This window comes from Mariniflexile sp. TRM1-10, assembly GCF_003425985.1.
Lineage (GTDB): Bacteria > Bacteroidota > Bacteroidia > Flavobacteriales > Flavobacteriaceae > Mariniflexile.
In genome coordinates this window covers 4,455,668-4,469,843 of the sequence record NZ_CP022985.1, presented here as the reverse complement: position 1 = coordinate 4,469,843, position 14,176 = coordinate 4,455,668, and the positions used below count along the sequence as shown (strand labels likewise).

Below are 14,176 nucleotides of genomic sequence, written 5' to 3'. Positions count from 1 at the left end.
CTCGGCCCTGTCTGACGAAAAAATACCCTATAAAACATTCCAAAAACAAAATTTAAACAGTCTCTAAGATCATGGATGTTTTATTGTGGTCATTTCAAAGATTAAATAGTATGATACTTTGTCTAAGTCAGCTTCATATAAAATACTATTGTTGTCCGATAAAACTTTTACAATTCACTGCCAACACAGTGATAAAGGCTCTTTATCTCTATTTTCTTTTAACGAAGTCTTGAATCTTTAATCGGACACTAAAGATAAAATACATAAGATAATTCCAAAAAAGACTAGACTCCCAACATACTTATATTGCTTTTTTTTATTACATGACAAAAACTGAAGAGTGTCACATTGAGCCTTTCGACTAGGCTCAAGATAAACTACAGTCGAAATGTTATTAAAAACAATATTTTCAATGTCTTCGACTGCGCTCAGACTGACATCTGAATATATTTGGATTTTTGTCATATACTAAATTGTTTTTTATTAACTCACTAAAGTATTAATAATCAGGTTCGCAATCTTTTTTGAGAGATAATATGATGAATAACCATATTGGCATTGAAGTAATAAAAGAGAATTTCAGCCTCCTCATAAGTTTGAATTTTAATTATAATGTTAAATCTTTGGGGCTATTATATGTTTTTTTCAGGTAACATTTAAATAGAAGGTAATAGAGGTAATAATCATGATATTTTCCTTTCTCTAATGCATTTTGGTTTAAACACAGGAATTGTAAGTTTTTTAATGCTTTAAATCGTGTTGTAACTATAAAATGAATGATAATTTATCAATATTGAGTTATAATTGATACCGTATAAAGGCTGATATAATTATCATTGTAACCTAAAATTCTTTTAAATCTTTGTTAAAAAGCTAACTATTGTTTTCTTCTATATAAAGAAATTAATTGTAAAGCAAATACAAGAAAAAGAAGAAGACTAAAAACTAAATTTTAACTAAAACTAAATTTTTTATGAAAGAAACTTATTTTGCTAAAGTAAAATTACGGATGGGCAGTCTCATTGGTATTTTTATGCTATGTAGTATGTTTAGCAACCTGTATGCCCTTCCGGATGACATTAGCAGGGATGTGGACGTAACCTTAACGAAAGTCACCGGAAAAATCACTTCAGCCGTAGATGGCCAGCCATTGCCAGGCGCAACGGTCATGGTAAAAGGAACAACAAAAGGCGTTGTGTCCAACTTCGATGGCGATTACGAAATAGAGGTGAACGATCCAGCCAATGCCGTATTGAAGATATCCTTTATAGGATTTAAGACGATAGAGATTCCTGTAAACAACCAAAGCGTCATTAATATAGCATTGGAAGAGGATAATGCGCTGTTGGAAGAGGTTGTAATTGTGGGATATGGACAACAAAAGAAAGCAACACTTACTGGAGCCGTAGAACAGGTGAAAGCAGAGGTTTTTGAAGACCGTGCTGTTACTAACCCTGCTTTGGCGCTGCAAGGGGAAACTCCAGGCTTGGTTATCACACGTGGCTCATCCAGACCCGGTAGGGAAGGTATAAATATGCAAATTCGTGGTGCTACTTCTGTAAATTATAAAGATAATAATGGAAATCTGTTACCAGGTGCAGGACCTTTAATTGTTATAGATGGTTCGCCAGTTATAGACGATGAAGCATTTTACAGCTTAAACCCAGATGATATCGAATCAATAAGTGTGTTAAAGGATGGTGCGGCTTCTATTTATGGATCGCGTGCATCGAACGGGGTAATCTTGGTGACGACAAAAAGGGGGACTTCTGGAAAGATGACAGTTAATTTCACTAGCAACTTAAGATTCAATACTATTGGTATCCGCCCACCAACACCAACCATGCAGCAATACGCAACGGTTTGGTTGGACGGTACAGACCAGGATGGGGTTAATGCTGGATATTGGGGATGGAGAAACAGGGAAACCCTCGAAAGAATGCAAAGTGGAGAGGAAGGTATATATACCACACAATATTGGGGCGATATTTTTATAGGAAATTACCCAAGATTCGACGACATGTATGATACGTCGGTTTCCAATCAGCAAAATTTGAGCTTATCAGGAGGTACAGAGAAGTCAAAGTACCGTTTGTCGGTAGGTTATTCAGAAAGTGTGGGGAATTTACAAACGGCTTACGATGGAAAAAAGCAATACAATGTTAGGTTAAACAATGATTTTACCCTTTCAGATAAGGTGAAACTAGAAACCGGGATTTCCTATTTCAGGTCAAGGCTATCATCGCCGTCAGGTGGTTTGGGAGTAACCTCTATATCTAACGATCCGCCGTTTTTCCCAGCTAAAAACCCTTTTGGTCAATGGTATGCTAACTTTGGCGTGGCCGGAAACAGAAATTCTGTGGCAAATACTATTGAAGGAGGAAGGGACGAAAGTTATGCCGACCAGTTAAAAATGAACATAGCACTTAGCTACGATATTACCAATGATTTAAATTTTCGGGCAACAGGAAGTGTTGATAAGGAATTCTGGGATCAGGAAGTTTATAAAATAAGGGTACCGCAATATACATGGTTTGGCAATTTGGCACCGGAATCAGTGAATTCTACGTCTTCTTTCGAAAAGAAAAAAGGGAATGTTACCTATCAAACCTACGGAGCTTTTCTTAATTATAATAAAACATTATGGAACGACCATAATTTCAGCGTGATGGCAGGAACTACTGCCGAATTGAGAACAACCGATGATTTAAGAGGATATCGTCAAGGCTTTGAAGACAATGGGGTGTACGACCTAGATGTAGCTTTATTAGATCAAAAAGTAGAGAACTCAGGTGGTTCCTCTAATTGGGGACTACTTTCTTATGTTGCCCGTTTTAATTATAACTATAAAAACAAGTATCTTTTAGAACTTACCGGAAGACGAGATGGGTCGTCTAAGTTTCATGAAGATTATAGATGGTCCAATTTTGGAGGTATTTCTGCTGGATGGGTACTTACTGAAGAACCATTCTTACAAAACATAGATGGACTCGATTTCCTTAAGGTTAGAGCGAGTTATGGCGAAATGGGAGGCCAGGTAGGTATTAAAAATCATGATTATACTTCATCCATGAGTTTGGGAACAGCGGTGTTTGGTACCACGGCATCAAATCAAACCACGGCCTACGTTAATGGTCTAACCAGTTTAACCCGTACTTGGGAGCGTATCGGTATGGCAAATTATGGTTGGGAAATAAAAATGTTAGATAGTAAGCTATCGCTAACATGGGATTATTTTACCAAAAAGAACGATGGGATGCTTATATCTGTTGAGTATCCACAGGTATTGGGAGGTAAAGCTCCAAAAACCAATGATGGAGTTTTAAAAGTATATGGTTGGGAAGCCGTATTGTCTTATAAAGATCAAATAGGTGATTTTAAATATAATGTAGCCTTTAATATAGGTGATACAAAAAACAGGGTAACAAGTATGGGAGGGTTCTCAGCTTACAATGCTGGTCTAAATGGCATAGTAGAAGGCTATCCTATCAATTCCTTTTTTATGTACCAAACCGATGGCTTTTTTGCTAATGAAGCAGAGGTGCAGGCATATTACGATGCTTATGGCAATGGAGGCGAAATACCCGATGCCAGCAACGCAGCGGTGCGTCTAAGACCAGGAGACACCAGAAAACTAGACCTAGATGGCGACGGAAAAATACTAGGTATAGGAAATAATGATGAAGGAAATGGCGATGTCAAATTTATGGGCGATGCGACTCCACATTATACCTTTGGTTTAAATCTTGGGTTTCAATACAAAAATTTCGACCTATCTACCTTGTTCCAAGGCGCTTTAAAGCAAAATGTGGTACGTACCGGTTACTTGGCATACCCATTCTCAACAGTATGGTCTAACCAAACCTCAGAGTTTTTGGGAAGAACTTGGACAGAGGAAAACCCGAATGCCGAATATCCAAGAATGTCGGCTCATCCAGGAAAAGCGGCGTGGAATTGGAAAAATAACGACTTTATGATGCTTAACAACAAGTACGTAAGAATGAAAACCTTAATTGTGGGGTATACCTTAAGGGACTTTAAGCTTGGAAATATGAATTTTGATAAGTTTAGATTCTACTTCTCAGGAAACGACTTATTCGAAATTACTAAAATTAAAAATGGATTTGATCCAGAGTTTGGGGAGAGTACCAATAGTTCTTATCCGTTTAACAGAACATATTCATTAGGTTTAAACGTAACATTTTAAAAAATAAACAGATGATGAAAAAAACATATATCAAATTAATGTTTGCGGTGCTGTTGGCGACATCGGTATCTTGCGAGAAAGAATTTTTGGATCTAGTAGAACAAGATAAACTTTCAGAGGAATTGTATTTCAAGACCCCTGATCATTTTAGGAATTATTCCAACGACTTTTATAACGGTCTATGGGGATGGAGTTGGGATGTTAAAATTGACGAAACCACAAGAATTAGAGGTAATGCACAGCAACTTCTTTTAGATAGGGGATCTGACTTAAATGGATATGGCACCGGTCATGGTGTAGGCGATATAATCCCCAACACTACAGATGATGTTTGGGCGCTTTCTTATATATATATAAGGGAAACTAATATTCTTTTAGAAAAAGCTGAAGCCTATTCTGGAACACAAGAAGAAATAGCAGAATATGTATCTACAGCAAAATTCTTTAGAGCATATCATTATTTCTTTATGTTAAAACGATTTGGTGGGGTACCGCTAATTACTAAGGTACTCGATGTGGATTCACCTGAATTATATGGAACAAGAAACAGCAGGTACGAAGTATTTGCCCTAATTAAAGAAGATTTAGAAGCTGCCATAGATGGACTGCCAAGAGAATCGTCCATTTCATCGGCAGAAAAAGGACATATTAGCAAAGAGGCTGCTCAATCGTTATTGGCAAAAGCACTATTGTTTGAAGCCACTTGGGAAAAATATGTAGGGACTTCTACCGATGGTGATGGCACCTCTTTTGGAGCTGGAACTAGTATGCCAAGTGGATACCCATCAACAAATCAAATGTTTCAACAGGTCGTAGATCTTTCTAAAGATGTAATGGATAATGGAGGATTTGAATTATGGAACTATAATGAAGAATTGAATAATCTCACCATGTATTACTTATTCAACTTAGAAGACGGGGAGTCCAATCCTGCAGGGCTTGATAAGGCTACCAATAAGGAGTTTATTTTCTATGCCAAATATGATTTTAACCTGAAAAAAGGAAATACAAACATAAGCCATGCGTCTTACTATTCTTCAGTAAATCAAAAGTTTACCGATATGTTCTTATGTACCGATGGGTTGCCTGTAGACAAGTCGCCTTTATTCCAAGGCTATCAATCAAATTATGAGCAATTTTACAATCGCGATTACAGGTTGTATGCCTACACAGGAGGTAATGAACAAGAAGTGGAAATCGTAGAAGGAACCGTTCCACTTTTGGGAGGGGGCGTTTATTATGGCAACCGTAAATTCCGGTCATTTGATTATCCGAATTATAGGGAAGCCAATCAGGAATCGGCAGATTTTCCATATATCCGCTTGTCCGAAGTGTATTTAATGTACGCTGAAGGATTATATGAGTTGAATGGCACTATTACAGACAGTCAATTGAACGAATCACTTAATAAGGTAAGGGAACGCTCGGGTGTTGCGGCCTTAACCAACGCTATGGCATCTACTTACGGGTTGGATATTCTAGAAGAGATCCGTAGGGAAAGAGCGGTAGAGCTATACCTTGAAGACAACAGGTTTAACGATTTAAGAAGATGGGGTATAGCCGAGCAGGAACTAGGAGCTTCTACATACGGACAGATTATTGAGGGAACCGACTATGAAAATAACCCAGATCTTTACGACCCAAGCTCATACCAGTATGGCGAAGAAACTGTAGAAACTGGAGTGGGACCAAGAAAAGCTATCGTATTGATTCCTTCTGCAAATAAAAGTTGGTCGCGTACTAAATATTTATTCCCTATCCCGCTTGGGCAAGTAAATTTGAACAAGAACCTTTTACAAAACCCAGGGTATTAATCTCGTAGTGTGTAATATTTTAAAAAAGAACAAATGAAAAAATTAAGTTTTAGATATAAAATAGGTATTTTGGCCTTAGCCAGTATATTTGTGGCTATAGTTTCGTGTCAGGATGAGTACGATCCAGATTTAGTAACATACCCCGAAATTACTGTAGATGGGTTTTCCCCAAGTGAAGGATATCCTGGCTCTATAGTTACCATTACGGGAAGTAATTTTGGAGATCGCTTTGAAGCTGCAAAAATAAGCTTCAACGGAGAACTCGTTACCGAATTTGTGAGTTATCAAGACAACATAATGGAAGTAAGGGTTCCCCAAGGTGCAACCAATGGGAAACTCTCTGTTCAGGTATGGACACATGTTAAAGATTCCATAGGTTCGTATGCGGTAAAGCAGTTGCCAGTTATGGTTTCCGCTCAGTCCGAAAATGGTTCAAATATTGTTTTTCCAGGAGATGTGGTTACCATTGTTGGAAGTAATTTTGGTACTAATGCAACTGCTCTTGGAATTACTTTTAACGGCACAGCTGCAGAGATTGTTTCTGTACAGGATAATGAAATAAAAGTGACTGCTCCTGAAGGGTTCGCAACAGGATATATAGACCTTACTATAGGAGGTTCTACCGTGATAGGCTCTACCGTAATTATTAATCCTACTGCAGCGGGCGATATTACACCTTATTTCCTAGCAAATACTGGAGATGTAGAAGCTGGAGGGCTTTTTGATCCGGATTTTGATGTTTTGGTGCCTGATAATGCCAGATATGGAACACAAGGAGCTCCTTGGGTTACAAATCAGGCTATCAAGAATAAAACAAATGGTGATGGTGTGAAAGTTGGCGGATGGGGTCGTGAACCATGGGGAGGAGCACAGCCAGGGTATATCTGCTTCGAAACTTGGGGCAGTACACCCATCACAGACGGAAAAGTTTATCAACAAACCGCCTATGAGCTTCCTGCAGGAGATTATACACTTTCGTTCAAGTATTTCTCAGAGAACAAGCCTATTTCTTCTGTACATATGATAGTGGCAGAAGGAGACGGAATCCCGTCTTTAGCTGGTTTGGCTACTTCGATTGCTTATGCTGAAACTTGGAACGAAACACCAATAGACACGACTTCACCAAATAGTGGAGATGTGACTGAAGAAATCAATTTTACTTTAGAAACTTCTAAAAAGGTTTCCATAGGGCTTCTTGTAAATATGGCAGGAGCCGATGCGAGAGCTGGATATTTTAAAGTGTCTTGGATAAAATTAGTTAAAAACTAAATATTTATTTTAGAAACACCCCTTAATTAAGGGGTGTTTCTAATTTTAATTTATCCAAAGGTTTAAACTTTTGAAAATTTTATAGATACAACGATACCACCAACTATACAACGATACCACCAACTAAATAATTCTAAACAAAAAAATAAAAATTTCACTAGTAGTGAGAGATAATTTTTACAAAAATTTTTTTTAACGTTCTAAAAGTATAGAACATAAATTAATTATTAACAATGAAAACAATACTACGCAAAACAAAAAACCTATGTCTCGTTTTGGTTGGGTTTTTACTAGCCTTTCAGGCTACCGCACAGGAGTTTGTGCATCCAGGGGGATTACATTCCCTTGAAGACCTCAACCGTATGAAAGAGAAAGTCGCTGCTGGGGAAAGCCCATGGATAGAAGGCTGGAATGCACTGGTTTCCGATGGAAAATCGAGTGCCTCTTATGGCATATCTGGTGGCGTTAGGGAAAACGCCAACCAGCGACAGAATATGAACAGGGACGCACAGGCGGCTTACCTGAACGCGCTCCGCTGGTACATCTCAGGGGATGTGGCCCATGCCGAGAAGGCTATAAGCATATACAACGCCTATGCCCATACCGTTAACCAAATACCCTCAGGAGGAAATACGGATATCTTGGGGCTGGGAGGTATAGGTTTTACGGCAATGGCCATGGGGGCAGAGATTATGAGGCTCTATGAGGGCTGGGCTCCAGAGGACTTTGAGAAATTCAAATTCATGATGAAGGAGTATTTCTACCCTGTAAGCCATGACTTCCTGACCAACCATCGCGGTGCCTGCCCCACATATTATTGGGCAAACTGGGACCTGAACAATATTTCCGCACTAGTAGCGATTGGTATCCTTGTGGATGACCGTGATATTTTTAACGAGGGCATTGAGTATTTCAAGAATGGGATCGGGGCTGGCAGCATCAAAAATGCTGTCCCCTTTGTCCAAGGAAACTTCGGCCAATGGCAGGAATCCGGAAGGGACCAGTCACACGCCCTGCTGGGTATCGGGTTGATGGCCAATACCTGCCAACTGGCATGGAACCAGGGAGTGGACCTGTATAGCTATGACGACAATAGGTTTCTGAAAGGTGCGGAATATGTGGCTCGTACCGGCGCACTTTCGCTCGATGCACCATTTTTTGAAGAATACGACAGCTGTGCTAACCGTGGGCATCGTTGGATAGCCAGTAATGCTCTGGGAAGATATTTTGACCAACCTGTTTGGGAAATCGTTTACAATCATTATGTTGTGAAACAAGGGCTGGAAGCACCCCATGTGGAAGCCATGGCACAAATCATGAGGTTTGCGGGCAGTACGAACGATCAATTAGGTCATGGTACGCTCACTTATACATTGGATGCAGCAGCTTCTCCACTGACTTTTACAGCACCTCCGGGTCAGCAGATGCAAGGTCTTACTGTAAAAGAGGGCATCGAGAGGGTAGAATTGACTTGGAATGCAGTAGAAACCATAGATGCCGAAGGATTTACCGTTAAGCGTGCAACAAGTTCGGGCGGACCATATACCACCGTTGCTTCCTGGACAGGCAGTACGAACCCGAGATATACCGATACCAATGTAGAAAACGGCATGACGTACTATTATGTGGTTTCTGCCAGGAATGAAGTGGGTGATGGGCCTGAGTCAGTTGAGATCTCAGCCACGCCTATGGATGCGGTTCAAGAGTTGCCTATAGGATGGACCCGAACGGACATAGGCAACGTGAGTGTTGAAGGAGAGGCTGTTTATGCCGAGGTCAATACCGGACACACCTTTATCACCAAAGGAGCCGGCAGCATTGGTGGAACTTCCGATGCCCTGGGATTCACCTATGGAATCGCTTCAGGGGATGTAACGCTCACCGCCAGGGTAGCCGACTTTGGAGGTGTACAAAAAACAGGGATCATGATCCGTGAATCGCTGGATCCCGATGCCAAGACCGTACTGATGAAAATTGGTGATGGCGGCTGGCGGATCGCTGGAATGGGTGCACGTACCGAAACAGGTTCAAATATGGAATGGAAAGACGGAAACCGCTACACCTGGCGCCCCGATATCTGGTTCAGGATTTCCCGAACAGGAAATACTTTTACCGTGTATGAGTCCAACAATAAAGACGTGTGGTTTGAAGTCGGTAGCCGTACCATCGATATGGCTGAGAATGTTTACGTGGGACTCTTCAACAGTTCCGGGAACACTACTTCATTGAATACCACTCGTTATGATCACGTCGCTATCACAGGGCTTGTTAGCAATGCCCCGGAGGCGCCTGCTAACGTTACGGCATCACCCGGCAATACCCAGAATATACTGGATTGGGATGAGGTAACTGGTGCATCCAGCTATACCTTAAAGCGTTCTACAACTAGTGGAGAACCCTATGAAATAGTGGCAGCAAACCTGAATGTCACCGAGTATACAGATACTGGTTTAGAGAATGGAACGACTTACTATTATGTGGTATCGGCTGCAAACCTTTCCGGAGAAAGTGTCAACTCTTTGGAGATAAGTGTTGCGCCTGAATTGGCGATTGCACCGGTGCCTGAAGACGTAACAGCTCAGTCGGTATCAGGACAGCAAATCAATCTTTTCTGGAATTCAAGCTTAAGTGCGACAAGCTATAATGTGAAACGTGCAACAGCAAGCGGTGGACCCTATACTATTATTGCCAGCCCAGATACCACTGCATTTAGTGATACTGATGTTAATCATTCTACCACTTATTATTATGTGGTATCTGCTATAAACGAACTTGGGGAATCAGAGGATTCGGAAGAAGTAATTGCCACTCCCGGAAGGTCAGGCTACTGGAAATTTGATGAAACTGAGGGCTCAACGGCCACTGATTCTTGGGGTAATGGCAATGCGGCGTTAAGCTCAGGCGCTACATTTGTAGAGGGCCTCATGGGCAATGCTGTTAGCCTGAATGGAAATGACGGATACGTAACACTCTCAGAAGGTGTGGTAAGTAGTTTGACTGACTTTAGTATTTCCACTTGGGTAAAACTTGATAAAGTAGATAACTGGGCGCGTATCTTTGACTTTGGTACTGGAACAAGCAACTACATGTTTATCACACCAAAAAATGGATCAAATGGCAACTTGCGATACGCTATTAAAACTGGTGACGTAGAGCAGCAAATTAATACAAGTGTTGCTTTAACCACAGAAAGATGGTATCACTTGGCTGTGACGCAATCTGGAACTACGGCTATTCTATACTTAGATGGCGCAGAAGTTGGACGGAATACCAGCATGACGCTCAGCCCATCTAGTTTGGGTAATACGACTCAAAACTGGATTGGTAAGTCCCAGTGGCCCGATCCTTTGTTGGACGGGTTGGTGGATGATTTTAGAATTTATAGTAGGGCGTTGGATTCTACCGAGGTTCATTCTCTTTATGATGAAGTAGAGTTTCCTCCAGTAGCACCAGGTTCCTTGGTTGCTGTACCAGGCGATAATAAGGTTGACCTAAAGTGGGGTTCGGTTCTAAAAGCAATTAACTATACAGTCTATCGGTCTGATGTGGCCGGAGGATCCTATACGCAAATAGGAACTTCCTCAACCAACGAATATATTGATTCGGATGCACTCAATGACTCTACCTACTATTATGTGGTAACAACTACAACATCTCTTGGGGAAAGCACCTATAGTGAAGAAATAAGTGGCACTCCAAACGGAGGTCGCATCGCTTATCTGAAATTTGATGAAACGGGTGGTTCAATGGCCGCTGATTCCTGGGGTGATAATGCAGGTACTTTAAGTTCAGGTGCTATATTTTCAGAAGGGCTTGTAGATAATGCAGTTAGTTTGAACGGAAGCAATGGGTATGTAATACTCCCTGAAGGAATTGTAAATAATTTGACTGACTTTAGTATTTCTAGCTGGGCAAAGCTTGATAAAGTAGATAACTGGGCGCGCCTCTTTGATTTTGGTTCAGGGACAAATAACTACATGTTTATCACACCAAAAAATGGATCAAATGGCAAATTGCGGTACGCTATTAAAAATGGCGGCGGAGAGCAGCAAATTAATACAAGTGCATCTTTAATCACAGGGAGATGGTATCACCTGGCCGTTACGCAATCCGGTACTACTGCCGTTCTTTATTTGGATGGGGTAGAAGTAGGTAGAAATGATAATATGACCCTTAACCCGTCAAGTCTGGGCAATACTCCCCAAAACTGGATCGGTAAGTCGCAATGGCCTGATCCTTTACTGGCAGGTCAGGTGGATGATTTCAGAATATACAGTAAGGCATTAAGCGCTTCTGAGATAGCAGAAATGGCATTCGCGTATTTGCCACCTGCAGCACCGAAAAACCTGTCTACTGTTGCAGGGAACAACCAAGTGTCATTAATCTGGACAGCTGCCCTGGGAGGAACCAGTTACAACGTTAAAAGGGCTACTGAAATAGAAGGGCCGTTTGAGGTGATTGCTAGCGTAGTTGATACTAGCTACATAGATATAACTGCAGTTAACTGCGAAAAATACTTCTATACCGTATCGACTATTAATAACGTGGGCGAAAGTGCAGATTCATCGCCATCAGGTCCTTCATTGGGAAGTAAACTTTCAGGTATATTGATAGGTACAGAGGGTTCTGGGGGCAATAACCCCGCTACGACCAAGGAGGCAGCGGTAGATGGCAATATAGCCACGTATTTCGATGCCCCGACAAATACCGCTTGGGTAGGTTACGATTTGGGTGAAGATGGTAGGAGTGTAATTACCAAAGTACGTTACGCGCCACGTCCAGGTCTTTCGCACCGTATGAATGGTGCTCAAATTCAAGGTGCCAACACCCCTGATTTTAGTGATGCTGAAATATTGTTTTTTATTCCAAGACCTGCTGAATGGGTGATGACAGAACAAACGATTTCCAATAGCAAAGGCTATCGTTATATTCGGTACTATTCACCAAATGGTTACGGGAGCATTGCTGAACTTGAGTTTTATGGACTGGCCGCTCAATTACCGGAACTTAGTAGTGACAGTATTGCAGAAGGTACATACGGTTCGGAATTCCATTATTCAACGGTAGCTTCTCCTATGCCGAAAGAATTCGAAGCAGCTGGATTGCCAGATGGATTAAGTATGGACACCTGTACGGGCGTTATTTCCGGTGTACCTAATGCAGCAGGAACCTTTCCTGTTGATATAACAGCTACCAATTATTATGGTTCCAGTACATATACTGTAGAGCTAATCATTAAGAAGAATCAAACTATTGATTTTGGTTCTATGCCTATGAAATACATTGGTGATGTCGATTTTGAACTTACAGCTGTTGCAAGCTCAGGTTTGCCGATTACATACAGCAGTTCCGATACCACAATAGCTACCATTGTTGATGGAAACAAACTGCATATAAATGGAGTGGGTACAAGTGTTATCACAGCTTCACAAGTAGGTGATAGTATTTACTATCCTACTGAGGAAGTTAGCCAAACTTTTACGGTATTGCCTTTGAGTCTTAATGTGCTGTATAAGGATGGTGACAATGGAAATACATCAAATGGTCACATTAAACCCCATTTGCAAATTGAAAACAACGATGCTATAAGTGTTGCTTATAGTGAACTATCGGTTCGTTACTGGTTTACCGCAGAAAATTATGCAGAAATCAATACTTGGATCGATTATGCGCAACTGGGTAATGATAAAGTCTCGATGAATTATGTATCCTTACCGGAACCGCATGAAGGTGCTTTTGGGTATATCGAATACGGATTTGATGAGTCTTTGGGTAATTTATTGTCAGGTGACAATTCAGGTTCGATTCAATCGAGGTTCTCAAAGACCAATTGGTCAAATTTTGATGAAACGGATGATTATTCATACCAATCCAATGCGACATATATGAATAATGAAAAGGTTACACTGTACAGAAATGGAATGCTGATATGGGGAACAGAACCTGAGGCCGTGACACCGAATCTGGATATAAAAGTATATTCGGAAAATAAAAATGCCAATACCAGTACAAATAAAATCGATACCCATTTGAAGCTTACAAATGAAGGGAATGTACCGATGGATTATAAAGATTTGTCTATTAGGTATTGGTTCACCAAAGACAGTGATGCTGACCTGAACTATTGGATAGACTATGCGGAATTGGGTATGTCAAACATTTCAGGAGAATTTGCGGTGCTTAACCCAGTTGTTAGTGGAGCGGATACTTATTTTGAATTATCAGTGGATTCATTAATGGGGTCGCTCTATCCATTAAGTAATTCCGGAGAAATCCAATTTAGGATATCTAAAACCGATTGGTCTAAATTTGATGAGTCGGATGATTACTCGTATGTACCAAAAGCGCCATTTGCTGAAAATGGTCATATCACGGTGTACTATAAAGGAGCACTTGTATTTGGGATAGAGCCAGGTGGCAATAATTTTGCAAAAGGCATTAATGATCAAAAAACAGCAAACATAAACCAATTGGAGATTGATGGGCTTAAGGTATATCCAAATCCGGTTTCTGATAAACTTACGGTACTTCTTAACAGTGAAAATGAAGATGTACAGTTAATGTTGCACAGTAGCACGGGTAAGTTATTGATAGCTACTAAATCTAGAGGAAACCAGCACACATTAGACCTTAGCACTTTGTCTGAGGGTGTTTACATTCTTACTATTACTGATGTGAATGGAAGCACTTTTAAGAAGATTGTAAAGGAATAGGTGTTAATGGAAAGGTGATAACCAACATTATTACTTAGAAATAATGGAAGACGGGATAACTAATGCCCGTCTTTCATGTTTTTACCAACAACCTTGCTTTTTTCAAAAGACTAATATTATTTAAAGTCACATTGAGAATCTGTTGTAACTTTTATTGATAAGGCTCAAAAAAA

4 protein-coding genes and 1 pseudogene are annotated in these 14,176 nt (G+C 40.5%); all 5 read left to right on the top strand.

From position 1 onward, the window contains the following. Positions 1-973: 973 nt before the first annotated feature. The 5 genes and pseudogenes from CJ739_RS18430 to CJ739_RS18415 all read left to right on the top strand — a co-directional run bounded on the left by CJ739_RS18430 (position 974) and on the right by CJ739_RS18415 (position 14,003). Positions 974-4,207 carry a SusC/RagA family TonB-linked outer membrane protein gene (locus CJ739_RS18430; protein WP_117177994.1) on the top strand — a complete coding sequence of 1,078 codons (3,234 nt, stop codon included), beginning with the start codon at positions 974-976 and terminating at the stop codon, positions 4,205-4,207. An 11-nt stretch (positions 4,208-4,218) separates the two neighbouring features. Then, positions 4,219-6,021, top strand: a complete 1,803-nt coding sequence (locus tag CJ739_RS18425; RefSeq protein ID WP_236951553.1) for a RagB/SusD family nutrient uptake outer membrane protein — start codon at positions 4,219-4,221, stop codon at positions 6,019-6,021. Positions 6,022-6,054: 33 nt separating this feature from the next. Further along, positions 6,055-7,290 carry a DUF5013 domain-containing protein gene (locus CJ739_RS18420; protein ID WP_117177990.1) on the top strand — a complete coding sequence of 412 codons (1,236 nt, stop codon included), beginning with the start codon at positions 6,055-6,057 and terminating at the stop codon, positions 7,288-7,290. A 233-nt stretch (positions 7,291-7,523) separates the two neighbouring features. Further along, positions 7,524-8,405, top strand: a pseudogene (locus CJ739_RS20790) (alginate lyase family protein); the annotation flags it as partial. Between the two features lie 309 nt (positions 8,406-8,714). Beyond that, complete coding sequence (locus CJ739_RS18415; protein WP_236951552.1) at positions 8,715-14,003, top strand: cellulose binding domain-containing protein; 5,289 nt, start codon at positions 8,715-8,717, stop codon at positions 14,001-14,003. The last annotated feature ends 173 nt before the right edge of the window (positions 14,004-14,176 follow it).